Raw genomic sequence first — 24,176 nt, 5'->3', positions numbered from 1 at the left:
GCGACCCTTGCGTCAGGTGGGATTTCCACCGGACCCAAGGGTCGCCGTCGTTAAGGTTGCGTGCCGTGTGCCGGGAAGCCTAGCGAACGCCGCCCATCAGCTTCTTGATCGCGGGCGTAGCCGCAGCCAAGCCAACGGCCAGGACCACTGCAACGCCGCCGATCCCCAGGAAGTACGGGAGTTCGTCCTGGGGGTTGTACAGCCCGGCGAGGATGCCGGCCAGCGTGGTGCCGAGTGAGACGGACAGGAAGAACAAGGCCACCATCTGGGTGTGGAACGCCTGCGGGGCGAGCTTGGTGCTGACGGACAGGCCGATGGGGGAGAGGAACAGTTCGGCCAAGGTGAACATGAACAGGATGCCCACAAGCGCCAGCAGTGGAGTTTTGCCCTCGCCGGCCAGCGGGATGAACGCCAGGAATGCCAGTCCCATGATGAACAGGCCGGCGGAGAACTTCAGCGGCGAACTCGGCTGCTTGGAACCCAGCTTCGTCCAGAGGGCAGCCATGACGCCGGCGAAGATGATGATGAACACCGGGTTGATGGACTGAACCCAGGCGGCCGGCATTTCCCAGCCGAACAGGTTGCGGTCCAGCTTCTCCTGCGAGTACACAGCGATGAAGGTGAATTGCTGCTGGAACAGTGCCCAGAACCCGGCCGATGCAATGAACAAGGGGATGAAGGCCACCACGCGCTTGCGCTCAATGCCGGTGACCAGCGGGCTTCGGAAGATCAGGAACAGGTAGATCACAGCGGCGCCAATTGCGGCGTAGGCCATGCTGCTGGCGAGGTTGTTGGCGTTGACGAGCCCCGTTCCAAGCAGAACGCCGATGACAACCAGGATGGCCAGGAAGATCAGACCATACTTGGTGCGGTCCTTCGCCGGGAGCGGGTTGGGAACGCGGTGCGCTTCCTCGGGGAGCCTTTTGCGGCCCAACGCGTAGATGACCAGGCCGATGGCCATGCCCACGGCTGCGGCGCCGAAGCCCACGTGGAAGCCGTAGCTCGTCTGCAGCCAGCCGGTCACCAGCGGGCCGATGAGCCCGCCGATGTTAATGCCCATGTAGAAGATGGAGAAGCCGGCGTCGCGGCGCTCGTCCTTCTCGCCATAGAGGGTGCCCACCAATGCCGTGGCATTGGCTTTCAAGCCGCCGGAGCCGATACCTACGAGCACCAGGCCCGCTATCAGGCCCGGAACGCCCGGAAGCAGCGCCAGTGCGATGTGGCCGGCCATGATCATGATGGCCGAGCCGAACAGAACTTTTTCGGAGCCGAAGAGACGGTCGGCGAGCCAGGCGCCGAGGATCGTCGACAGGTAAACGCCACCACCGTACGCGCCCACCAAACCAGCAGCGAGTCCCTGGTCAATGGAAAGACCGCCCTGCTCGGCGGTGAAGTACATGTAGTAGAGCAGGATTCCCTGCATGCCGTAGAAGGAGAATCGCTCCCACATTTCCACGGAGAAGAGGCTGGCCAACATCTTTGGGTGGCCGAAGAATGACGTATCGCCCGCTGGCTGTGCGGACTCAGCCGTGGTTTGAGGTGTGCTCATTTTCTCAATGCTGGCACTGACTGCGGGCATTGTCACATCGATCAATGCCCGGGGCAACCACTTTCCATATGTTAGACGTGCTGGTTACCGGGCCTCCAGGACGGCTGCAAGCTGGAGAAGTTGCAGTTCAGATCCCGGCCGGCCGATGATCTGAATTCCCATGGGCAACCCTGAGGCAGTTGTGTGCACCGGGATGCTGATGGCCGGGAGCCCACAGACGTTCACCATGGAGGACCACGGAGCGTACTCGCACTGCCGTTTGTAGTCCTCATCGGCATCGCCGGCCCACTCGCTCGGCCACGGCTCGCCGCTGTGGCCGCCGCCGGTAAACCAGCCGATGGGCCGCGGTGTCTGCGCCAAAGTGGGCATGAGGATCAGGTCCCACTCCGCGTACTGCGCCGAGGTGTCGTGCTCGAATTGCCGCAGGAAACTCAGCGCTTCATTGACTTTCGAGGCGCTCCGCTGTTGCGCTCGACGCCGGAACGTCCGGGTCAACGGGGTCAGCAGCGCCTCACGCTGGGGTGCTATGCGGGCACTCCCGACGCCGGCAGTCCAGGCTGTTGTGAACGCTTCGGGATAGCGGTTGTCGTAGCGGATGCCGGCCTCGGTGACGCTGTGGCCGGCTTTTTCCAGCAGCTTGGTCCCGAGCTCCAAGGCATCAGCTGCTTCTTCGTCGATCTGGAACGGGTAGATACCGGCCCACGGGCTGTCCAAGCTCACCCCGATCCTCAAGGGCTCCGGGGCCTGCCCCACATTGGCGAGGTATCCGCCGTCGGGCGCTTGATCCCGCGGGACCAGCGCGTCCATCAGCAGTGCTGCGTCTGCCGCGGTCCGGGCGAGCGGCCCGGCAACCACCAATTTAGCGGCATCGCCCGCGCTGGCGCCGCCTGGCACCAAGCCCCGTCCCGGCTTTAGGCCAACCAGTCCGCAGGCGCCTGCTGGAATCCGGATGGAGCCGCCGCCGTCGGTACCCGGCGCGAACGGAACCAGCCCTGCAGCCACCGCGGCAGCGCTGCCGCCCGACGACCCGCCCGAGCTTCGTCCCAAGGCATGCGGATTGCGCGACGGCGGTGCCACCCGGTTTTCGCTGTAGGCCGTAAGTCCAAATTCCGGAACCTGGGTCTTGCCCAGCGAGATGACGCCCTGCGCCTTCAATGTAGCTGAGAGGGCGCCGTCCTCCGGAGCTGGTTTGTGCTCGAGGGCTGCGCTGCCGTGCGTGGTGGGCACGCCGGCCACATCCGTGAGGTCCTTGAAGGCGGTGGGCATGCCGTGGAGGGCGGGGAGTTCTTCGCGGCGGCCCTCCCGGGCCAGCCTTGCGTGCAGCGCGTCTGCAGCCGCGGCGTCTTTGAGGGCCTGTTCGGCCGTGACGGTGACGAAGGCACCCAGTTGCCTGTTCCGCGATTCGATGGCCTGCAGGAAATGCTCGGCGGCTTCCCGGGCGGAGAGATCGCCCGCAGCGAGGGCATTGCGGAGCTCAACGGCTGTCAGTTGCGAAATTTCTTGCAGGGGAGGCTCAACCAAGGAATCGTGGCTCCAACCGTTCCTCCACAGCAACAGCGTCCACGCTTTCGCCGGCGCCGGCTGTCACCCGGAAGGCAGCCTTGTTCTTCACTTCGGACACCACCTCCACAAGTTCGGTGCCCCGGTAAACCAGCCCAACGCCGTCGTCCGTGCAATGGGTCTCGCCGAGCGTGCCGTTGGCCACCAGCTTGTGGATGGCCGGGGCGCGCCGCAACTCGGAGTCGTAATGGACGCCGTTGGCGTAGGGGAGGAAGCCCAGAGCATTGGTGACAGGCTTGAGTTCCGGGCCGAAAGAATCGGTCACACCACCCTGATACCAGCAGATGGACCCTGCCGAAACGCCAGCCAATACCACTCCGCTCTCCCAAGCCTTCCGCAGGATTCCGTCCAGTCCGTGCGCCCGCCACACAGCCAGCAGGTTCACCACCGAGCCGCCGTTCACCCACACAACATCCTGCTCCAGGAGGTGCGCTTCCGGGTCCTCGATGTTGGGCATGGTGAAGAGGTTGAGATGACTGAAATCGAACCCAGCAATGCGTGCTGCCTGGTCCATTTCCGCAGCCCACCAGCGCTGATCACCGGATGCAGTCCCGATATGTGTCACCCGGGGTGCCCGGCCGCTGACGCCCGAGAGCTCCACTGCGTAGTGCATCAGGTGGTTGAACTCGATCCGGGTCCGCTCACCCGGCTTGTAGCCGCCGGAGGTCGCCAGAATGGTTGCTTGTCCAGAGGTCATTCGGGCACTCCTAACGGGCCGGGGGTGGGAAGGCGCTTCCGTCCCAGTCTTAACGTCCTGGCGCCGGGAAGCAAGGGCAGGTGATTCCGTGGCGTTGCGGTGTCCCGTGAAGTTACGGTGCCATGCATCGGGGACTAGGCTGGATGCTGGACTAAATCGATGGGAAGGGAACGCCATGAGCGACTTCGATACCGTACCTGTGGGCGACATTCCGGCAGATGCCAGCATTCTGGACGTCCGCGAAGACTACGAATGGGTGGCCGGGCACGCGGAAGGTGCAGTGCACATCCCCATGGACCAGCTGCCGGCACGCCTGGACGAACTTGACCCGGATGACGATCTCTTTGTCATCTGCCGCACCGGAGGCCGGTCATTCCGCGCTGTCCAGTGGCTCGTGGGGCAGGGCTATTCTGCCGTGAACGTTGCCGGTGGCATGGACATGTGGTTTGAGGCGGGGAAACCCATGGTTTCGGATAACGGGCTCAAGCCGGTAGTTCTGTAACCCGCGTATATAACCAGCAAGGAATATCTCCGATGTCAGCAGTCACCTACACCTTCCTCGGCCCCGAGGGCACCTTCACCGAAGCTGCCCTCATGCAGGTCCCTGGGGCTACCGACGCCACTCGAGTCCCGTGCACCAACGTCAATACGGCGCTGGATCGGGTCCGGGCCGGAGAGGCTGACGCGGCCATGGTGCCCATCGAGAACTCGGTGGAGGGCGGGGTCACTGCCACGCTGGACGCGATTGCCACGGGCCAAGAGCTCCGGATCATCCGTGAGGCCCTTGTTCCCATCACGTTCGTGCTCGTGGCGAGGCCCGGCGTCGAGCTTTCGGACATCAAGCGGATCTCGACGCACGGCCATGCCTGGGCGCAATGCCGTCTGTGGGTGGATGAGCACCTCCCGCAGGCCGATTACTTCCCCGGATCCTCGACGGCGGCATCCGCCATGGGCCTGCTGGAGGACGACGCCCCCTATGACGCAGCCATTTGTGCCCCGTTGGTTTCTGCCGGACAACCCGGCCTCAACGTCTTGGCCGAGGACATTGGCGACAACCCCGAGGCTGTCACCCGGTTCATCCTGGTGAGCAAGCCCGGCCTCCTTCCGGACCGAACGGGCGCGGACAAGACCACCGTGGTGGTGCCGCTGCCGGAGGATCACCCGGGCGCACTCATGGAAATCCTGGACCAATTCGCGTCCCGCGGCGTGAACCTGAGCCGCATCGAATCGCGGCCCACTGGACAATACCTGGGCCACTACTTTTTCAGCATCGACGCTGATGGGCACGCCACTGATTCGCGGGTGGCTGACGCGCTTGCAGGCCTGCACCGGATCAGTCCGGCAACCCGGTTCCTGGGCTCCTATGCCCGTGCCGACAAGCAGCCGGCCGTGGTTGCTCCGCACACTTCTGACGCTGCTTTCGCTTCGGCGCACGCGTGGGTGGATTCAATCCTGAAGGGCTCCTAGCCCGCTATCCACAGGCGGAGCGTCTGCCCTTTCGCAAGAATGCTTCTGTGCGTATGCTTGCCTGATCCATAAACGATGGATGAATGGCAAATGAAAGGAGCGGTCATGTCTGTCCACCGGGATGACAAAGACGGCCAGGGCATGATCGTCAATCCGAAGCCCACTGGCGATAACCAGGACGACTGGAATGGCGATGAAGCTGATCGCGCTGACCGACTCCGCTTTGAAGAAGAACAAGCGATGATCAAGGAGCAGGCTGAGGCTCGCGCTGCTGCCAAGGCGGCCACTGAGGAAGCCGAGAGGGATGCTGCAAAACCGGACGTCGGCGCTCTCTAAACGGTTTTGGCTTTCGGCACCCGCACCAGCAGGGACGCCGGCTCCACTTGCACGGTGACGGTTGTCGCCTCGCCTGAGGGGTCGCCGTCCAGCTGGGTGGCCATGGGTTCCTGGCTGCGGATGATGACCTTCCCTGAACGGTAGAAGCTCATCATCGGCAGGTTCGCTTTGTGCTTGAACAAAACCTTCGTGTACATGGCGAGCCAGCCGAAAGCACTGCGAGGACTCATCACCACAATGTCCAGCATTCCGTCGTCAATCATGGCCTGAGGGATGAAATCAATGCCGCCGGGAATCAGGCCACAGTTCGCGAACAGTACACTGCGGATCTTGCGTGCCTGCTCGGGCTGGTCGTCCATGGTGATGGTGACGCGTTTGCGGCGCCCGGGCAGGTGGCGGACGCCTGCCTCCGTATAGGCGAGCCAACCAACGCTCTTCTTCAGGTCTTCCTTGGTGTCACCCACAACCTCGGCGTCCAGGCCCATGCCGGCGATGACCAGGAACGTGTGCTTCGCTGACTCGCCCGTGATGTCGTTATCCACGCCCATGGTGGCGGTATCGATGTAGCGCTGGTTGCCGAACAACGCCACCTGGATGCAGTCAGCGAGGTCGGTCACGTCAAGATCCACGTTGCGGGCCAGCAGGTTACCGGTGCCCAGCGGGACAAGGCCCATGGCAACGTTCTTGTGCGCCAGCGACTCTGCCACAACGCGCACTGTACCGTCGCCGCCGCACGCCAGAACGACGTCGGCCCCGTACGCCAGCGCTTGGCGCGACTGACCGTAACCGGGGTCGTCCACGGTGGTTTCAAAGAACTTGGGCGGGTCCCAGCCGGCTAGATCGCAGGCGTCGATGATGGCTTGGCGGGCCTCTTCGGCGTTGTTTTTCACCGGGTTGAGGATGACCGCCACGCGCTGGTCCCCGGGGCCGGGCTTGTGTGAGTCCTCCCGGACCGCGCTCCTGATGTGGCGGGCTTTAAGTCGGCGCACACCCCACCAACTGGAGACGGCAAAAACCACGCCCCCAGCGAGAATCAGGTACAGGATCCAGTCGCTCATGGTGCTCCCACACTATCCTCCCGGGCAGTCTCCTCTTGCCTCACGCCCGTGACGGAGGGACTTTGCCCGCTGCGGGCCGGAAAACCGCGGCAGATTCGAATACTCTTGTCTGGTGATCGACGTAAAAGACCTCAGCGAAAATCCGGACAAGTTCCGGGCCAGCCAGCGCGCCCGTGGCGCCGACGAGTCCGTTGTGGACGCGATCATCTCCGCTGACTCCGATCGCCGTGCCGCGCTGATTCGCCACGAAACCCTGCGTGCCGAGCAGAATGCTTTCGGCAAGAAGGTGGCTCAGGCCAAGGGCGAAGAAAAGCAGGCCCTCCTGGCCGAGGTCAAAGAGCTGGCCAACTCGGTCAAGGCCGCTTCCGCCGAGGCTGCCGCAGCGCAGGCCAAGCAGGAAGAGCTGCTGCGGGTCATCCCCAACCTTGTTGTTGACGGAGTCCCCGAGGGCGGCGAGGACGACTACGTTGTGGTCAAGACCGTAGGCACTCCCCGCGAGTTCAAGGATTTTGAGCCGAAAGACCACCTGGAAATCGGTGAGCTGATCGGTGCCATTGACATGGAGCGTGGCGCCAAGGTGTCCGGCTCGCGTTTCTACTTCCTCCGCGGCGTCGGTGCACGGTTGGAAATGGCGCTGCTGCAGATGGCCATGGAGCAGGCGATTGACGCCGGCTTCGTCCCCATGATCACCCCCACTTTGGTGCGCCCCGAGACCATGCAGGGCACCGGTTTTGACGTAAAGCACGACGCCGAGATCTACCGTCTCGCCGAAGACGACCTTTACCTCGTGGGAACCTCGGAGGTGGCCCTCGCGGGCTACCACGCAGACGAGATCCTGGACCTCTCTGGCGGCCCCATCCGCTACGCAGGCCAGAGCTCCTGCTACCGCCGCGAGGCCGGCTCCCACGGCAAGGACACCCGCGGCATCATCCGCGTGCACCAGTTCAACAAGGTGGAGATGTTCATCTACACCACTGTGGAGGAAGCCGCTGCCGAGCACGAGCGCCTGCTGGCTTGGGAAGAGGAAATGCTGGCAAAGTGCGAGCTTCCTTACCGCGTGATCGATACAGCTGCCGGTGATCTGGGCATGTCCGCGGCACGCAAGTTCGACTGCGAAGCCTGGGTCCCCACGCAGAACGCCTACCGCGAGCTCACTTCCACCTCCAACTGCACCACGTTCCAGGCGCGTCGCCTCAACATCCGGGAACGCGTGGTCAACGACGAAGGTGTTGCCAAGGGAACCCGAGCCGTTGCCACGCTGAACGGCACGCTGGCCACCACGCGCTGGATTGTTGCCATCCTTGAGCACCACCAGAACCCGGACGGCTCCGTCAACGTTCCCAAGGCGCTGCAGAAGTACTTTGGCGGCCTTGAGGTTCTCCCGGTTCTCTAGATTCCACTTGTCACCCTTCTACGGACAATTCACCCTCGAGTGCGCGGGTGAATTGTCCGTAGGAGGGTGTTTCTTTGCGGGGTCAGCCCGGCCGCGAGGAGTTTTGCCCTGAACAAGGCGGGATTGTTGGCCGTTGCCCAGTCCCATCGCACTACTTTGAACCCGAGAGCACGCAGCCTGTCCTCACGTTTCTTCTCGGCGAGGACCGCTTCCCTGGTGCTCTGTCCACCCAGATATTCGTCCCTCAAGTACTTTGCATCGCCGTCGAACTCTCCGATTACTCGTTGGTCCCGCCAAAAGAAGTCCGTACGGGCAACGAACCCCATGGCATCGCGGAACTCGCACTGCAACTCCGGAGCAGGGAAGCCGAGAAGGTGCATCTGGGCGCGGCTAAGCGACTCGCCCGCGGAGCCGGAATTCTCGTCAGCAAAGCTCAGAATGTGCTCTACGCGTTGTCTCTTGGCCTCGGAAGCAAGGCCCTCGGCTGCCGCGCTAAGTGCCGCTTTGCTCATGAAAAGCGACGGAAACCTTGCTGCACTGATCGCGTGATCGGCCAAGGTGACGCCCTTGGTGAACGAACCCCTGGCCAGGACATCAACGGCCGTTCGCGCCGGTCCTGTGAGTCGCAACCCGCGCAGGTACACGGTGTCGGTTGAATAGTAGTGCCGGTAGATGCCATATCCGCGGATCCGCTCCAGACCGCTGGTTCCCGAGGAATCCAGGGTGGCTGCGCTGGTGCTCGGCTTTCGAGCGCCGGCATGCCCGCGCGAGGCGTTGGCAAGGTGGATGTGCGATGGAACGCCGACCATCTGCAGTCCCCAGAGTAACGCGGCTGTTTCGAAGCAAAACTCCGCGGAAGGGTTCTCCGCTGCCACGGCCCGTGCGGTTGCAGCGTATCGATCCCAGGGTTTGAGCCCCAGCCAATGCTGTTTGTCCACGTATACGCCCTGGCGTACCCGGACAAGCTCACCCTTCTTGTACCGTCTGCTGAGCTGCCGCGATGCACCTGTTTCCAGTTCATGCCGGGCAGCCACTATGAATTCGTTCTGGTAGTCCATGAACCACTGTTGCTGCACAGGGATTCACGTGACTCCCGCTCAGTAGGGCTATGTGGAAAGGGTTCGGTTGTTCACCGTTATGTGGACAATTCACCGGCGGATGCGGGGGTGAATTGTCCGGTAGAGGGTGAAACTCGGAACAGGTATTCACCGTGCGTTAACGCGCAGCTGTGGCGTCGGTCCTAGTTCAGTGTCCGGGGTGTCTGCTCTACTGTAAGTATGACTATTTTGACTGATACTCCAGTTGCTGGCATCGATGACCAGCCAAATAACAACAACAAGTACATGGTGGCATTGGACGTGGACGGCACACTCGTGGACCACGACGGCCACATGTCGGAGGGAGTTCGCTCCGCCGCCCAGGCTGTGGTTGCAAGCGGCCACGACGTCATGATTGCCACCGGCCGCTCGCTCAATGCGACGCTTCCCATCATCCAGAAGATCGGCCTCGAGCGAGGCTACGCCGTGTGCTGTAACGGTGGTGTGACCCTCCGCCTTGATCCGTCGTTGGAGAAGGGTTACGAGATCATCCATAAGGCAACGTTCGACCCCGCTCCGGCTCTGAAGGCCTTGCGGGAACGGCTGCCCAACGCCAAGTACGCCCTGGAGGATGAGGACGGAAACTTCCTCTCCACGGAGCGCTTCCAGGATGCCAGTTTCGGTGTGGAGTCCATCGGCGTCGACTTCCAGACCATGTTGGATGCCACGGCAGTCCGCGTAGTGGTCTTCAGCAGCGAGAACACCTCGGATGAGTTCAATGAGGCCATCAGGCACATCGGACTTTCCGGCGTGACGTACTCGGTGGGATGGACCGCCTGGCTGGACATCGCAGCCGAGGGCGTCACCAAGGCCAGCGCCTTGGAGGTTCTGCGCCACAAGCTCGGAACGGACCAGGCCAACACGGTTGCCGTGGGCGATGGCCGCAACGACATCGAGATGCTCACGTGGGCCGGTCGCGGCGTAGCCATGGGCCAGGCGCCTGACGAGGTCATTGCCGTCGCGGATGAGGTCACCGCTTCAGTGCTCGACGACGGCGCGGCACAGGTTTTGCGCAGCCTCCTGTAACTGCCGCTCGTCTTAGCCGGGCGAACCGCTGTGGCCAACACACCTCCGGTTCGCAACCCTCACCGCTGAGCGGCGGGGGTTGCGAACAAAGGCGGGCTCCGAGGCGTTGAGCTGCCTAGACTGGGCCTGTGTTCTATGAAGAGTGCCCACCACCTCCCGGGCTCCAGCCGTTCGTCACCGGGCTGTGGTTTCTCCGCGCTGAGCCGCAGGCAAGGTACGAGAAGATCCTCCCCGGGCCGTCTGCGCACCTGATCCTGAACCTCTCCGACCCTTACAGGCTCATCAGCCCGCCGGAAACCGGCATTGCCGCCAACGCCCAGGAAGCCGGCACAGGCACCACCCGGACGGAAGCCGGCTCAACTGAAGTGTCCACGGGTTTCTACGCGGGCCTTCAACGCAGCTACCTGATCAGCGAGAACCCTGCCCAGCTCTTCAACGTTGGTGCCCGCCTGACCCCCTACGGCCTGGCAGCGTTCACCAGCCAACCGCCGTCGGTGTTTCAGAACCGTGTGGTGGACGCCGAGACTGTATTCCCGGGTTTTTCGGAACTACGCACGAACCTCACCGACGCGGAACCCGAGCAGGCGTTCGGGGCCCTGAGCACCTTCCTCCACCAACGGCTAAGGCCCAGCTACCGGGCGGATCCCAGGGTGGAGAAAGCTACAGAAATCCTGGCGCAGGAGGACGTAGCGATCGGCGTGCTGGCCAAGGATCTGGGTGTCAGCCCGTCCACGCTGGAGCGGATCATGATGCGGGACTGCGGAGCCACGGCAAAAGCGTATTCGGATGTATGCCGCTTCAACAGGATGGTGAACCAAGCGGCGGCCCTGCCGAAGGGCTCGGTGCCGGGCCGCGAGCTTCTTCATTTGGCCGACTATTACGATCAGCCGCACCTGATCCGGTCCTTCAGGCGCTTCAGTGGGTACACGCCAACGGAGTACCTGCAGGTGGTGCAGAGCTATGGTGCGGAGTACGCCACGTTCGTCCCGCTGGAGGAAGTCACCAGCTAGCCTGCGGTTTTTTTACAAGACCCCGCGGGCTGAAGTACTTACAGTCATCTCAGGATCTACCCGCTCTTGAGAGGATACCGATGGACCTTCAGATCAATTGGCTCGCCGTGTTGTTGGCTGCGCTGGCGACGTTCGTTGTCGGCGGGCTCTGGTACTCGCTGCTGTTCGCCAAGCCATGGCAAAAGGCGGCCGGTGTCAGCGATGAGCAGCTGAAGTCCGGAACGGTTCGCGTCTTTGTGGGCTCGTTCCTTCTTGCCGTGGTGATGGCTGTTTTCCTGGCCGCCTTCATTGGCCGTGGTGGGCTCGCATTCGGAACCTTCGCCGGCCTGGCCGCTGGACTGGGATGGGTAGCAACAGCGCTCGGCGTGAACTACCTGTTCGAACGCCGAAGCCTGACTCTGTTCGCTATCAATGCCAGCTACAACGTAGTCACGTTCACCGCCATGGGCGCCATCATAGGCGCGATGCAGGGCTAGGAGCTGGGGTGGCGCCTCAAAGCAGCAGCGTTACTTGAAGTATGTCTGAACGGTCCCGCCGCCCGCCGATTCAACAATGGCCTGCGCAACTACCCGGAGCTTGACGTTCCGGTTGCTGGAGGCTTTCTTGATGAGTTCAATCGCTTCCTCCTGGGTACAGCGGTTCTGCGCGATGATGATCCCTGTTGCCACGTCGATCACGGTACGGGATTCCATGGCTGCCCGGAGGTTGTTGGCTGTCTGGCTGTGCTCGGCGATCAGGACAGCCAGGCGCAGGCCCTTGGACGCCTGCTGCACGTAGTCGTTGGCGCGCTGCACGGCGGCTTGGTCGAAGGCATTGGGGTATTCGGAGTAGAGGTTGAGGCCAGCCCTTGCAGTGTCATCACTGAGGGGGAATGGCACTGCCAAGACGGACCGGATGCCGTGTTCAGTGACGATCTTGTTGTACTCCGGCCAGGTGTTGTCTTTGGCGAAATCAGGTATGTGCACTTGGGTGATTTCACGGCAGGCACGCAAGCACGGCCCGTCGTCGAAGTTGTACTGCAGTTCATCCAGCATCCGGGCGCGCTCACCGCTGCTGGCCACCGTCCCGGCGGAGCGGTGTCGCATGAGCGTGATGCCGCAGTAGACCTCGTTTCCGGGGGTGCTGAACATGCCGGCCGAGTGCCTGGCCAGCTCCTCCAGGAAGGCTTCAACGTCAGGGGTATCGAGCAGCAGGTCTTGGATATCGGCCACGACTGTAGTCGGCTCGGCGAGCTGAGGTTCTTCCATGCGGAACTCCAATCCCTGATTTGGCTACCTTTCGAGACTAACCCCGAGAACCCGTTGAAAGCTAATAGTAAGTGTGCTTCTCTTTTTAAGGAGTCTTGCCGTGGGCTCACCCTAACCAGCAGGTCCGAGGATTGAAGCCCCATGCGACAGATCCCACCCTTTGGCGTCCCCACACGTCCCCCCACCCATTCGCCGGAAGGCAGAATCCGCCAGAGCTTTCAGGACAGCCTGGTCCTGGACCACCTCAATCTGGCAAAGTCCATAGCCGCCAGATATTCCGCCCACACTCACGACCTCGACGACGTCAGGCAGGTGGCGTACATGGGCCTCATCAAGGCGGCGCGCGGCTATGACGAGGCAAAAGGGGTCAGTTTTCCCGCCTACGCCGCACCTACCATCGCGGGTGAGGTAAAACGCTACCTCCGCGACCATTGCTGGGTGGTCCGCCCACCACGGATCATCCAGGATGTCCGGCGCCAAGTGCTGGCCCGGACGGAGGAATTGACCCAAACACTCCAACGCACCCCCTCTCCGGAGGAGGTGGCCGAAGATTTGCAGTTGGAGCCGTGCCAGGCCCGCGAAGCACTCATGGCCGGCACCAGCAAGCGCCCGGATTCCCTCGACGTGCCCGCGTCCGAGGGGCGTGATGGTCTCCAAGGATCGCTTTCAGCGTTCGGCTGCCCCACGGATCGGCTGGAGGACGTGCTGGCTCTGCGCAACGCCATCCGCGGCCTGAGCGCTGAGGACCGGCACTTGCTGTACCGACGCTATTACCGGGAGGAAACGCAGTCCACCATCGCGGAGGGGTTGGGAATGTCGCAGATGCAGGTGTCGCGCAAGCTCTCCAAAATCCTGGTGTCCCTCCAAACACAACTGTTGGACGAAGAAGCCCAACTGCAGGACGGGACGGCGCCCTAAAAGCCTGGAATGACAACCCGGGTTACCGCCGGAAGCGGGTTTCTAACAGCGCAGCCCCTCCACTGCGTTCACGACGTCGCGGACACTGACGGCCAAAAGCGCCGGATCGGGATCCGCTGAAAACACATCACCACGGCGGAGTTCGACGGCGGTCAGCACCACGTGCGGTCCGGGCGGCGGCCCCCACTCTTCGGCGGGCGCCGGGCCGAACAGCACTACCGAGGGGCGCTCATACGCGGACGCGAGATGCGCCGCGCCGGTATCTGCTGAGATCACGAGGCGGGCCTCGGCGATGGTGGCCGCAAATTCGGCGAGACCTTGCCGCCCGGCCAGCAATCCGTCGTCGAGATTTACTCCTTTGAGTTTGGCCAACGCTGCGGTCTCCTCAGCGCGCCCGCGCTCTGACGTGCCTCCTGTGAGAACTACCTCGTGCCCGCCCGCGGCAAGTTCCACAGCAACCTCAGCGAACCGTTCCACCGGCCACAGCCTGCTGCCATAGGCCGCCCCCACGTGCACAACGGTGGCGCCGGGACGCGGCGACGAAATCGCGGGACGGTTCAGCCGATAGTCCAGGGGATCGGCGTCGATACCGTGCCAGTTGAGCAGCCTCGTCCAGCGCTCGCGCTCCGGTATGCCGGTGATCCATTCAGGCCCTTCAGTGCCGTGTGAAGCATGCGACACCACCCGGTTGGCTTGGAGTTCGTCAATCCGCAAACGGCTTTCAGCGCCGTTTCCGTGCAGGTTCACGGCGATGTCCACAGCGCCCCGGGGAACTGTCAGGGGGTCATCGAGCCCTGGGGTTGGCAGGTGGTGAATGCCGCCCACCAACTCCAAAGCCTCGGCAATCCATGCAGGCGCGGCGTACAAGATCCGGTGCTCGGGGAACGCCCGGCGCAAGCCCCGCAGTGCCGGGACGGCAACCAGTAGGTCCCCCATTTTCAGGGCGCGCAAGGCAAGCAGTAGCGGCTGATGGTTGTTCTCGTCACTGTCCAAAACTGTGTCCAAGGTGGCCTCCCGCTAGGAGTCTAGCTGCAGGAAACTTCTCGGGGCCGCATTGTTTAGCGCCGGGAGAACCGGGGAACGTTGCGGGTATGGGAGGAACCGTAACGTTGAAGGCGGTCCTGTTTGACCGCGACGGAACACTGGTTGTTGACGTGCCATATAACGGCGATCCGCAGCTGGTGCGACCCATGGATGGTGCCCGTGAAGCATTGCAAAAAGTACGCCAGGCAGGGCTGGCCACGGGAGTGGTAACCAACCAGTCGGGCGTGGCGCGTGGGCTGTTGACCGTGGAGCAGATGCACTCCGTCAACCACCGGGTGGATCAGTTACTGGGACCGTTCGACGTGTGGGAGTTCTGTCCGCACGGACCAGAGGACGGTTGCGCCTGCCGCAAGCCCCGGCCGGGAATGATCCTGGACGCCTGCCACACCCTGGGTATCAGCCCGGAGGAGGCGGCCTTCGTTGGCGACATTGGTGCTGACATGGAGGCGGCTGCTGCTGCGGGTGTTAAGGCTGTGTTGGTGCCAACGGAAGTCACGCGACGCGAAGAGATCGAGGCGGCCCACCGTGTTGCGGAGGACCTGGGCCATGCGGTGGAGCTCCTGCTGACGGAGGCTCCGGACTGGACTCTGGACGGAACTCCGGACTGGACTCTGGACGGAACTCCGGACCGGACTCTGGACGGAACTCCGGACCGGACTATAGCCCGGACCTTGGACGAGCAGGATGCCCCTGTATGAGCCGCGTCCTGGTAGCCCGGCTGGACAGTATGGGCGATGTCCTCCTTTCCGGACCCGCCCTGCGGGCCGTTGCGAACGGAAGCCGCCCCGATGGCAGCCGACCCAATGACGTGGTTCTGCTCTGCGGTCCCGAAGGATCGAGCGCAGCGGAGCTACTGCCAGGAGTCACGCAAGTGCACACGTGGGCGTGCCCGTGGATTGTGAATCCCGCGCCGCCTGTCACGGATGAGATGACCCGGGGCTTGATCGGGTTTGTCCGCAGTTCGCGGATTCAGGAAGCGGTCATTCTTACCTCCTTCCACCAGTCCCCGCTTCCGCTGGCGATGCTCCTTCGACTGGCCGGAGTCAAAAAAATCACGGGTGCATCAACGGACTACGCTGGTTCGCTCCTGGATGTGCGGCTCAAACCTGGCGAGGATTTCCCGGAGGATCAACCGGAAGCGATCCGGGCGCTCACCATCGCGGAGGCCGGCGGGTATGTGCTGCCCAACGGGGATGATGGGAAGCTTCGCATCACCACCGGCGAGGACCCTGAAGGTGTGGCTGATGAGCTGGCTGATGAGGGCCGGTACATTGTGGTTCATCCGGGATCTGCCGCACCGGCAAGGGCATGGCCCGCACTTCACCACGCAGCAGCTGTGGAACTTTTGGAGGCGTACGGGCACCGGGTGGTGGTGACAGGAGGCCCGGACGAAAACTCGCTCACGGCAACGGTGGCCGGCCCCGCTGCCCGGAACCTGGGCGGTGGAACCAACCTCCGGACGCTCGCAGCGGTACTGGCGGGAGCCGCCGTCGTAGTCACCGGCAATACCGGTCCCGCCCATCTGGCGGCAGCGGTGGGAACGCCGGTAGTGTGCCTGTTCGCCCCGGTGGTTCCAGCCATCCGATGGGCACCGTACGGCGTCCCGCTGGAACTGCTGGGCGACCAGGAGGCGCCCTGCAAGAACTCCCGTGCCCGTGTTTGCCCTGTCGCCGGGCATCCCTGCTTGAGCTCAGTGACCCCGGAACAGGTTGTGGAAGCTGTTGAACGGCTCCTGGGTGGCGTGTCATCTCTGTCCACCCGACGGAAGGTGTGGAAACCATGAGGATTCTGGTGTGGCACGTCCACGGCGGGTGGATGGAGGCATTCGTCCGCGGCCGGCATGAGTACCTGCTGCCGAAAACGTCCGACGGCGGCGCGTGGGGTTTGGGGCGAGGCGGCCGTCAGTGGCCTGCCGCCGCGCAGGAAGTGGACTTGGAAACCCTGGACCCTGGCAGTGTGGACGCTGTTGTCCTTCAGCGGCCGGAAGAAATCGCAGCAGTTGCCCGAACCCTTGGCCGCAGCCCCGGCGTTGACCTCCCGGCCGTGTACCTGGAACACAACACCCCCAAGGGCGACGTCCCATTCACCCTGCACCCCTTGGCGGACCAGGGCGCCATTCCCGTGGTCCACGTGACCCATTTCAATCAACTCTTTTGGGACACGGGAACGGCAACCACCACGGTGATTGAGCACGGCATCCCGGACCCCGGACACCTGTACACGGGGGAGCAGGAAGAGATGGGCGTGGTGGTTAACGAGCCTGTCCGGCGTGGGCGGGTCACGGGAACGGACCTGCTCCCGGGCTTTGCCGGTGTGGGGCCGCTGCGGGTCTTCGGCATGGGGACAGAGGCCCTGCCCGAAGCACTGAACCTCAAGGGATTCGGCCTCAGCGAGGAAAGGCTACGCATCGCCGGTGACGTCCCAGCCCCGAAACTCCACCAGGAACTTGCCCGCTGCCGCCTGTACCTTCATCCCCTGCGCTGGACCTCGCTCGGGTTGGCGCTGCTGGAAGCCATGCACCTTGGCATGCCCGTCCTGGCACTAGCCACCACCGAGGCGAGCCGCGCCATTCCGCGCGGTGCAGGCTTGGTTTCCAACGACGTCGGCGATCTCCAGAGGTTCGCCCGGCGGCTGCTGGATGACCCCGACGACGCCTACGCCATGGGCATGGTGGCCCGCGAGGCCGCGCTGCAACGCTATGGGCTGGACACGTTTCTTGGCGCCTGGGACCAACTCCTGGCTGACCTCCCCCAAGGCGCCCGCCGCCACCACACAGAGAGGACGCACCCATGAAAATCTCCATGGTCTCCGAACACGCCAGTCCGTTGGCCGCCTTGGGAGGCGTTGACGCCGGAGGGCAAAACGTCCACGTGGCGGCGTTGTCTTCAGCGCTGGCAGACCGCGGACATCAGGTCACGGTGTACACGCGGCGCGATGACCCCGATCTACCTGCAAAGGTGCAGGTTGGGCCGGGACTCAGCGTTGTTCACGTGGATGCCGGTCCGGCCCGGCGCATTCCCAAAGACGATCTCCTGCCGTACATGGGAGAGCTGGCGGACGGGATCTGCGCAGACTGGGCCGGCCACCTGCCGGACGTGCTGCATGCTCACTTCTGGATGTCCGGACTCGCTGCCATCCAAGCATCCCGCCGGGCACAAGCAGCGGATCCCGTACCAGTGGTGCAGGCTTTCCATGCCCTCGGATCGGTGAAACGCCGCCACCAAGGGGCCGCGGACACCAGCCCGCCGGCCCGGGAATGGCTGGAACCGTGGGTAGGACGCACCGCGGACTGGGTCATCGCCACGTGCCCCGATGAGGTCTTCGAACTCAAGGCCCTTGGCATCAGCCGGTCCAAAATTTCAGTCGCACCCTGCGGTGTGGATCTCACGTTGTTCCCGGGAACGTCCGACGCCGAAACCAAGTCCCGCACGCATCGCATCCTCAGCGTGGGACGCCTGGTGCAACGCAAAGGCGTGGACTTGATCATCCAATCCCTGCCGCTGCTGGCAGAGGCGGGCTTCAACGACGTGGAACTGCTGATTGTGGGCGGTTCCGGTGACGCCCTGACGCTTGAAGAAGACCCGGAAGCCCAGCGCCTCCATACCTTGGCGAAGGAACTTGACGTCGAGGACAAAGTGAGCATGCGTGGCCAGGTCCCGCGGGATGCGATGCCCGGAATTTTCCGCAGCGCCGACGCCGTGGTCTGTGCTCCTTGGTATGAGCCGTTCGGCATTGTGCCCCTTGAAGCCATGGCTTGCGGCGTGCCTGTGGTGGCAGCAGCTGTGGGCGGACTGCGGGAAACCGTGGTGGATCAGAAGACCGGACTGCATGTCCCGCCCCGTGACCCCGAAGCGTTGGCCGAGGCGCTGGGAAAGCTGCTGGCAGATCCTGATCTTCGCGCCGACATGGGCCGTGCCGGTGCTCGGCGGGCCCGTTCCCGCTACTCCTGGGAACGCATCGCCGCAGACACCGAGAAAGCCTACCGATCCGTTCTGGCGGCAGGACTGTCCCGGCAAGCCGGCGAACGCTTGGAACCATTGGAAGGAACGGCACTGTGACTATCAAAGGCCTTATGGCCCAAGAATCCACCCTCCCGTCGGCACTCCCGGATAACGTGCCTGCCCGGTGGTCCCCGGACGCCAGCAATTCCAACCACATCGCCGAGGTCACCAAACACCTGGACAACGTCCTGCCCGCTCTGGAATCCCTGCGCTCGCAGTCGGGTCGCTTATCCGAGTGGGGCACCGAACTCGCCAAGAGGCTGCTATCCGGGCAACGGTTGCTGGCGGCTGGCAACGGCGGTTCAGCTGCTGAGGCGCAGCACCTCACTGCTGAGCTGGTGGGCCGGTTCGACGAGGAGCGCGCGCCCTTTTCCGCGATCTCGCTCCACGCAGAGTCCTCCGCCGTCACTGCACTCTCCAACGACTACGGCTTTGAGGAAGTCTTCGCCCGCCAAGTCAGGGCCCACGGCCGCGCCGGGGATGTTCTTATCCTGCTCTCCACCAGCGGCCGCAGCCCCAATCTTCTCAAGGCAGTGCGGGCCGCCAAAGAACGCGGCATCACCACCTGGGCACTCACGGGCACCGGCCCCAACCCGCTCGCCGAGGCCTGCGATCAAGCCATCACCGTGGACGCTATCGCCGCGAACGCCCAGGAAGGCCACCTCATTGCCGTCCACGCCGTGTGCCGGGCCTTTGATGCCGAGGTAGCCCGACGGGCCGGCTCGGCATTGAACTCCTTCGGAGGGCGGCAGCCTTGAGGATCACCGTGGTTGGGGATGTCCTCCTCGACGTCGACATCAACGGGACCGCCACGCGGCTTAGCCCCGACGCGCCGGTGCCGGTGGTGGACGTGGCCGACATCCGGCGTCGTGCAGGTGGTGCGGGTCTGGTGGCTACCGTGCTCGCGCACGACGGCCACGACGTCGCGCTGGTCACCGCGTTGGGGAACGACGACGGCGCCAGCCACCTCAGGCGAGCACTGACCGGCGTGTCTGTGCTCGCCGGAGCCCCGCTCGCCCCGACGCCCACCAAGACGCGCGTGAGGATCGGGACGCATCCGATGGTCCGGTTCGACGAAGGATGCGCGCCGGCTCCCGTCCCGGCCTGTACGGAAGAAATGCTCCATGCCATTGCCTCGGCGGATGCCATTGTGGTGGCCGACTACGGCCGAGGAATCGCCGCCATCGCGGAGATTCGTTCCGCCCTCACAGATGCTGCCAAGTGCGTCCCTGTGGTGTGGGACCCTCATCCTGCCGGTTCCCAACCTGTGGAGGGGGTCGCCGTCGTGACGCCCAACCTTGCCGAAGCGTTGGCCTCTGCCAAAGCGGGAGGCTTGGACCCGTCCCGTACCGGTGCCGAAGAAGCTGGCCAACACCTGCTCCAAAAGTGGGGAAGCGGCGCCGTTCTGGTGACCAAGGGTGAAGAGGGGGCACTCCTTCTCGCCGCAGGTGATGCTGCACAAGGCATCCCTGCGCCCAGGACCATCGTCAGCGATCCGTGCGGAGCCGGCGACCGACTCGCCGCAAGCCTCGCCGTGCACTTGGGGCTCGGGCTCGGGCTCGGGCAGGCTGCCACCAAGGCAGTGGAGGATGCGTCGGCATTCCTGGCAGCGGGCGGAGCGGCATCGCTGGCGGCGGTGACCGAAGCTGCGGCGTCAACTTCCGGGAACCAAGCGAGTCCCGTCGTCGAACTTAAGGGTCTTGAAGTGGTGGACCCCGGTGACCTGCATCCGGACGGCGTCCAACTGGCCCGGGCCGTGCGGAGCAGAGGCGGCACGGTGGTGGCCACTGGCGGCTGCTTCGACCTCCTCCACGCCGGCCACGCCCGGACGCTGGCCGCCGCGCGCAGCATGGGCGATTGCCTCATCGTGTGCCTGAATTCCGATGAATCGGTCCGGCGGCTCAAGGGCGCACACCGGCCAATCGTCAGCGTCGAAGACCGGGCGGAGTTGCTGCTGGCACTCGAATGCGTTGACGCCGTGGTGGTCTTCGGCGAGGACACCCCCGAAGCCTGCCTCAGCGAAATCCGGCCCGATATCTGGGTCAAGGGTGGCGACTACACGCCCGAAGTATTGCCGGAAGCCCGCTTGTTGGCGGACTGGGGAGGGCGCTGCGTGACAGTGCCCTTCCACCCGGCACGCTCCACCAGCGGCTTGGCTGCAGCGCTTGCCAAGGTCAGCTGACCAATTAACCATCACCGAGAGGAACCGCATGAACACGCAAACACCCGGCCGCGTCATCGTCACTGGAGGCGGCTCCGGACTTGGCGCTGCGATCGTGGAAGCCATCCGCGACGCCGGCGGCACACCCTTCGTCTTCGACCGCGACGTCAGCAACGTCTCCGGCGCCAAAGCCTTGGAAGTGGACGTCTCCAACCGCGAAGCAGTGGAAGCTGCCGTCAAGGAGGCCGCCGAAACCCTGGGCGGCCTGGATGGGGTGGTCACTGCCGCAGGCATTGATCGCTGCGGCAAGTTGGGCGACGTTCCGGCAGAGGAGTGGGAGAAGGTCATCGGAGTGAACCTCCTAGGCACAGTGTCCGTCATCCGGGCAGCTTTGCCGTACCTCAAGGGATCCCGGGGCCGGGCCATCACCATCGCCTCCACACTCGGGCTCCGGGCGCTGCCTGATGCCACGGCATACTGCGCCTCGAAGTTCGGAGTGATCGGCTTCAGCCGGGCCTTGGCCGCAGAAACAGGGGGAGTCATCGGCGTCACCACCATCATCCCGGGCGGCATGAAGACCCACTTCTTCGACGACCGCGACGAACAGTACAAGCCGCAGGACGATTCCAAGCTCAACGATCCCGCCAACGTGGCTCAGGCAGTGGTGTTCGCCCTCTCGCAGCCGTTCGGCAGCGAAGTCCGCGAACTCCTTATTTGCCCCGCAGAAGAAGGCTCGTGGCCGTAAGGTCCAGCATGTCCTGAACAACGTCGGCCACGGCGATGCCCCTGATGAGGGTGTCGTCGTGGCCGCAATGCGGTGCCGTCCATCCCACCTGGGTCACGTCCGCCCCGCACGCCGGGCACCGGGTCACCCACGACATATGGACGCGGTGCAGGCTCCGACCGCGCGGACCGGCGTTTAGGGCGTTGCCTACCCAGAAGATTCCTACCGTAGGCGTCCCCAACGCCTGCGCCAGGTGCCGCGGACCGCTGTCGCTGGCGAGCATCACCGTGGCGTCCGCCAAGAGCGCAGCCAAGTCTCCAATGTCCAATTCGCCAGCCACGGAGCGCACGGCTTTGCTGTCCACCTCAGTGAGATGCCGGACCGCCGATTCCGCCACTTCCTGCGCCAAGGCCTTCTCTGAACGGTCACCCACGATCAACACCTGCGCCCCTTCGGCTGCTGCTGCGGCCACCGCTTCAGCGAAGTACGACGCCGGCCATCGCCTTCGCGGATCGGTGGCACCCGGGTGGACCACCACCAAAGACCTCCGTTGAGGGTCCCTGAATCCCGCGATGTTCCTTTGATGTTCCGGTAGCGGGCGAAGGGGAGGAGCGATGATCGGCGGAGCTCCGGCCAAACCTGCGAGCTCCAGCCAGCGGTCCGGTTCGTTTTGGTAGTAGACGTAGTCCAGGTTCCGCTCCAACCGATCCGCGTCCTTGGTGCGCGTGCCCACTGTGTGGCGCGCACCAAGGCGGAGCAGGAAAGGGTTGGAGAAGCGCCCTCCGCCGTGCATCTGTAACGCAATATCGAACTTCCTGGCGCGCATGGCTTCGAAAAAGGCCTGCTGCGCCGCGACGTCCTCCGCATCATCCTCGAAGCGCTCGCCGTTGCGGGGGCCATCGTGGACGCCCCGCGTCACGGGTAGCATCTCGACGTCGTCAACGGGACCCTCCGTCGCCGCCACCACGGCCGCATGGACCGGAGTGCCCAGAAGCGTGATGGTGGCATCGGGGTATGCGTTCTTCAACGCAGTGAGGGCGGGATAGGTGTAGATCAGGTCTCCCAAACCGCCGCCCCTGAGGACCGCTATTCGCTTGACGTCATTGAACTTTTCCAGGATTGGACCCACGCTGGGGCTCGGAGTCGTCAGCGGTTTCTCCATGGAATGATTCCTTTCGCTGGCTGTGCTGCGGGCCCCCGCTTGCGGAGCGGCGCTTGGAACTCCGTGCGGGAAACTCCTTGGTCCGTCGTGTGAAGACCCCGCCGCGGGGTACCTGAGGGGAACAGGAAACTGTGAGCCCAATCGGAAGGTACCCCATGGCACGCCTATCCAATCAAGAAGGCCTGGCCAATCAAGAAGGCTTGGCTGACTGGTTGCCGGGTCGCTTGGCCGAGGAACGTCCTGTTGTGACGGTCATCGGAGATTCCATTCTGGATGGCTGGTGGGATGGAACCATAGACCGATTCTGCCGCGAAGCCCCGGCCCCTGTGGTCCAGGTCCAGCGCCGCGACTTCGCCCCGGGAGGTGCCGCCAATACGGCAATGAACCTCGCCGCGATGGGGGCGGACGTTCGCTTTGTTTCACTGGTGGGAGAGGACTCCGGAGGCCACACGCTACTGGATCAGCTCAGCTCGGCGGGAGTGGACGTATCGCACGTCGTCGCCCATGCAGGCATGACAACCACCACCAAATTCCGGGTGAGCAGCGGCGGGCAGGTGATGCTGCGCCTGGACGATGCCTCCAAGGAGCTCCCCGCTGATGGCCTCCGCCAGATGGCCGCTGCTGTCCCGGAAGCCCTCCGCGGCTCATCAGCCGTGGTTCTCTGCGACTACGGAGCGGGCGCTTTGGACGGTGCGGTGCGGGATGCAATTTTCGATCACCTGGGTCCCGGAAGCGACGTACCGGTTTCCTCGGAAGCCGGCTCTGCCAATGCCCGGCAGGACACGCTGCTGGTAGTGGACGCTCACCATCCAGGACGTTGGGCCGGGCTCAAGCCGGACCTTGCCACCCCGAATGCGCAGGAGGCCGCCGGGCTGCTGGGGACCGAGTTTCCCGGAGGCGCTGCCAGGTGTCCCTTTGTGGAAGCCCACGCTGACCAGCTCCTGCGCGCCTCAGGTGCGGCCGCCGTCGTCGTGACTTTGGACCGCGAGGGAACCTTGACGATCCGGCGTAACGACACCTTGCAAAAGCCGGCAACCCACCGGACCTGGGCGCGGCCGCAGGCGGAGAAACAAGCTTCGGGTGCCGGCGATACGTTCGTGGCGGCGTTGACTATCGCCCGGGCCGCGGGAATGCCGCTGACCAGCAGCGTGAACCTGGCTCAAGCGGCCGCCGATGTGGTGGTCCACCGGCCAGGTACCTCCGTTTGTACCACCGTCGAACTGGCAAAGCACCTGCGGGGATTCGCCGATACAGCACTGACGGATGCCGAGTTGGCCCGGCAGGTGGATGAGCACCGTCGGCAGGGCAAACGGATTGTGCTGACCAACGGCTGCTTCGATGTACTCCACCGCGGCCACACCCGTTACCTCAACCAGGCCAAGCAACTGGGTGATGTGCTGGTGGTGGCGCTGAACAGCGATTCCTCCGTGCGGAAACTCAAGGGCCCGGACAGGCCGGTCAACTATGAAGCGGACCGGGCGGCAGTCATTGCGGCACTCAGCTGCGTGGACCATGTCACGGTTTTCGATACCCCCACGCCCATACCGCTCATAGATCTCCTGCGGCCGGATGTCTATGCCAAAGGCGGCGACTACACACCGGAGATGCTCCAGGAAACCGAGGCACGGCGGCACGGTGACCATCCTGGACTACGTGCCCGAACACTCCACCACAGCGGTCCTGGAACGCATCCGTTCCACGGGCGAAGCCCCGCAGACCTGAGGAA

General features: G+C 64.0%; 23 protein-coding genes and 1 pseudogene. 16 read left to right on the top strand and 8 right to left on the bottom strand.

Features of this window, described 5'->3' with window-relative positions; all coding sequences use genetic code 11:
• Positions 1-79: 79 nt before the first annotated feature.
• The 3 genes from EU811_RS04030 to EU811_RS04020 are packed head-to-tail and all read right to left on the bottom strand — an operon-like array spanning position 80 to position 3,806.
• Entirely contained in the window at positions 80-1,579 is a 1,500-nt protein-coding gene (locus EU811_RS04030) for a peptide MFS transporter (RefSeq protein WP_142937222.1), read from the bottom strand.
• A 54-nt stretch (positions 1,580-1,633) separates the two neighbouring features.
• On the bottom strand, positions 1,634-3,055 hold the full coding sequence (locus EU811_RS04025; protein ID WP_446698039.1) for an amidase: 1,422 nt from the start codon (positions 3,053-3,055) through the stop codon (positions 1,634-1,636).
• 7 nt (positions 3,056-3,062) lie between these two features.
• The gene (locus EU811_RS04020; RefSeq protein WP_142937220.1) at positions 3,063-3,806 is read right to left on the bottom strand and encodes a Type 1 glutamine amidotransferase-like domain-containing protein; all 744 of its coding nucleotides are present in this window, start codon (positions 3,804-3,806) and stop codon (positions 3,063-3,065) included.
• Between the two features lie 175 nt (positions 3,807-3,981).
• On the opposite strand from EU811_RS04020, the gene EU811_RS04015 reads away from it, so the two are divergent.
• The 3 genes from EU811_RS04015 to EU811_RS04005 all read left to right on the top strand — a co-directional run bounded on the left by EU811_RS04015 (position 3,982) and on the right by EU811_RS04005 (position 5,609).
• A complete protein-coding gene (locus EU811_RS04015) occupies positions 3,982-4,308 on the top strand; it encodes a rhodanese-like domain-containing protein (RefSeq protein ID WP_142937219.1) in 327 nt (108 codons plus the stop codon).
• Between the two features lie 32 nt (positions 4,309-4,340).
• Positions 4,341-5,273, top strand: a complete 933-nt coding sequence (gene pheA, locus EU811_RS04010) for a prephenate dehydratase (protein WP_142937218.1) — start codon at positions 4,341-4,343, stop codon at positions 5,271-5,273.
• A gap of 105 nt (positions 5,274-5,378) precedes the next feature.
• The gene (locus EU811_RS04005; protein WP_142937217.1) at positions 5,379-5,609 is read left to right on the top strand and encodes a hypothetical protein; all 231 of its coding nucleotides are present in this window, start codon (positions 5,379-5,381) and stop codon (positions 5,607-5,609) included.
• Here EU811_RS04005 and EU811_RS04000 read toward each other — a convergent pair.
• Positions 5,606-6,667: a diacylglycerol/lipid kinase family protein gene (locus tag EU811_RS04000; protein ID WP_142937216.1), complete on the bottom strand. Its 1,062-nt coding sequence runs from the start codon at positions 6,665-6,667 to the stop codon at positions 5,606-5,608. The two genes, EU811_RS04005 and EU811_RS04000, sit on opposite strands and share 4 nt — an antisense overlap.
• A 112-nt stretch (positions 6,668-6,779) precedes the next feature.
• Between EU811_RS04000 and serS the strand changes: the two genes are divergently transcribed.
• Positions 6,780-8,060 carry a serine--tRNA ligase gene (gene serS, locus EU811_RS03995; protein ID WP_142937215.1) on the top strand — a complete coding sequence of 427 codons (1,281 nt, stop codon included), beginning with the start codon at positions 6,780-6,782 and terminating at the stop codon, positions 8,058-8,060.
• A 29-nt stretch (positions 8,061-8,089) separates the two neighbouring features.
• Here serS and EU811_RS03990 read toward each other — a convergent pair whose 3' ends face one another.
• Positions 8,090-9,118: a hypothetical protein gene (locus EU811_RS03990; protein ID WP_142937214.1), complete on the bottom strand. Its 1,029-nt coding sequence runs from the start codon at positions 9,116-9,118 to the stop codon at positions 8,090-8,092.
• Between the two features lie 219 nt (positions 9,119-9,337).
• Here EU811_RS03990 and EU811_RS03985 point away from each other — a divergent pair, with 219 nt between their 5' ends.
• The 3 genes from EU811_RS03985 (at position 9,338) to EU811_RS03975 (ending at position 11,669) form a co-directional block, all read left to right on the top strand.
• The gene (locus tag EU811_RS03985; RefSeq protein WP_142937213.1) at positions 9,338-10,183 is read left to right on the top strand and encodes an HAD family hydrolase; all 846 of its coding nucleotides are present in this window, start codon (positions 9,338-9,340) and stop codon (positions 10,181-10,183) included.
• Between the two features lie 128 nt (positions 10,184-10,311).
• Positions 10,312-11,193, top strand: coding sequence for a helix-turn-helix domain-containing protein (locus EU811_RS03980; protein WP_142937212.1), 882 nt, complete (start codon positions 10,312-10,314; stop codon positions 11,191-11,193).
• 80 nt (positions 11,194-11,273) lie between these two features.
• Positions 11,274-11,669 (top strand): DUF1761 domain-containing protein, encoded by a 396-nt coding sequence (locus EU811_RS03975; protein WP_142937211.1) that lies wholly within the window; start codon positions 11,274-11,276, stop codon positions 11,667-11,669.
• A 30-nt stretch (positions 11,670-11,699) separates the two neighbouring features.
• Here EU811_RS03975 and EU811_RS03970 read toward each other — a convergent pair whose 3' ends face one another.
• Positions 11,700-12,440, bottom strand: a complete 741-nt coding sequence (locus EU811_RS03970) for a GAF and ANTAR domain-containing protein (protein WP_142937210.1) — start codon at positions 12,438-12,440, stop codon at positions 11,700-11,702.
• Positions 12,441-12,581: 141 nt separating this feature from the next.
• On the opposite strand from EU811_RS03970, the gene EU811_RS03965 reads away from it, so the two are divergent.
• Positions 12,582-13,358, top strand: a complete 777-nt coding sequence (locus EU811_RS03965) for a sigma-70 family RNA polymerase sigma factor (RefSeq protein ID WP_142937209.1) — start codon at positions 12,582-12,584, stop codon at positions 13,356-13,358.
• 42 nt (positions 13,359-13,400) lie between these two features.
• Here EU811_RS03965 and EU811_RS03960 read toward each other — a convergent pair whose 3' ends face one another.
• Positions 13,401-14,363 carry a glycosyltransferase family 9 protein gene (locus tag EU811_RS03960; RefSeq protein ID WP_142937208.1) on the bottom strand — a complete coding sequence of 321 codons (963 nt, stop codon included), beginning with the start codon at positions 14,361-14,363 and terminating at the stop codon, positions 13,401-13,403.
• Positions 14,364-14,449: 86 nt separating this feature from the next.
• On the opposite strand from EU811_RS03960, the gene EU811_RS03955 reads away from it, so the two are divergent.
• From EU811_RS03955 to EU811_RS03925, 7 genes are read left to right on the top strand one after another with little or no spacing between them, the layout of a single operon-like run.
• On the top strand, positions 14,450-15,100 hold the full coding sequence (locus tag EU811_RS03955; RefSeq protein ID WP_142937207.1) for a D-glycero-alpha-D-manno-heptose-1,7-bisphosphate 7-phosphatase: 651 nt from the start codon (positions 14,450-14,452) through the stop codon (positions 15,098-15,100).
• Positions 15,097-16,185, top strand: coding sequence for a glycosyltransferase family 9 protein (locus EU811_RS03950; protein ID WP_142937206.1), 1,089 nt, complete (start codon positions 15,097-15,099; stop codon positions 16,183-16,185). The genes EU811_RS03955 and EU811_RS03950 overlap by 4 nt, the downstream gene beginning before the upstream one ends.
• The gene (locus tag EU811_RS03945) at positions 16,182-17,195 is read left to right on the top strand and encodes a glycosyltransferase (RefSeq protein WP_142937205.1); all 1,014 of its coding nucleotides are present in this window, start codon (positions 16,182-16,184) and stop codon (positions 17,193-17,195) included. Before EU811_RS03950 ends, EU811_RS03945 begins: the two co-directional genes overlap by 4 nt.
• Positions 17,192-18,460: a glycosyltransferase gene (locus EU811_RS03940; RefSeq protein ID WP_142937204.1), complete on the top strand. Its 1,269-nt coding sequence runs from the start codon at positions 17,192-17,194 to the stop codon at positions 18,458-18,460. Before EU811_RS03945 ends, EU811_RS03940 begins: the two co-directional genes overlap by 4 nt.
• Positions 18,461-18,474: 14 nt before the next feature.
• A complete protein-coding gene (locus EU811_RS03935; RefSeq protein ID WP_142937321.1) occupies positions 18,475-19,161 on the top strand; it encodes a D-sedoheptulose-7-phosphate isomerase in 687 nt (228 codons plus the stop codon).
• Entirely contained in the window at positions 19,158-20,585 is a 1,428-nt protein-coding gene (locus tag EU811_RS03930) for a PfkB family carbohydrate kinase (RefSeq protein ID WP_142937203.1), read from the top strand. The genes EU811_RS03935 and EU811_RS03930 overlap by 4 nt, the downstream gene beginning before the upstream one ends.
• Positions 20,586-20,613: 28 nt before the next feature.
• On the top strand, positions 20,614-21,309 hold the full coding sequence (locus tag EU811_RS03925) for an SDR family oxidoreductase (RefSeq protein WP_011772894.1): 696 nt from the start codon (positions 20,614-20,616) through the stop codon (positions 21,307-21,309).
• Here the strand turns inward: EU811_RS03925 and EU811_RS03920 are convergent.
• Complete coding sequence (locus EU811_RS03920) at positions 21,275-22,450, bottom strand: glycosyltransferase family 9 protein (RefSeq protein WP_165450146.1); 1,176 nt, start codon at positions 22,448-22,450, stop codon at positions 21,275-21,277. The two genes, EU811_RS03925 and EU811_RS03920, sit on opposite strands and share 35 nt — an antisense overlap.
• A gap of 155 nt (positions 22,451-22,605) precedes the next feature.
• Here EU811_RS03920 and rfaE2 point away from each other — a divergent pair.
• Positions 22,606-24,172: pseudogene (gene rfaE2, locus EU811_RS03915) on the top strand (D-glycero-beta-D-manno-heptose 1-phosphate adenylyltransferase).
• Positions 24,173-24,176 lie beyond the last annotated feature (4 nt).

The sequence above is a fragment of the Arthrobacter sp. TS-15 genome (assembly GCF_006964045.1).
Taxonomy (GTDB): Bacteria; Actinomycetota; Actinomycetes; order Actinomycetales; family Micrococcaceae; genus Arthrobacter.
This window is presented reverse-complemented; position numbering and strand designations above follow the sequence as displayed.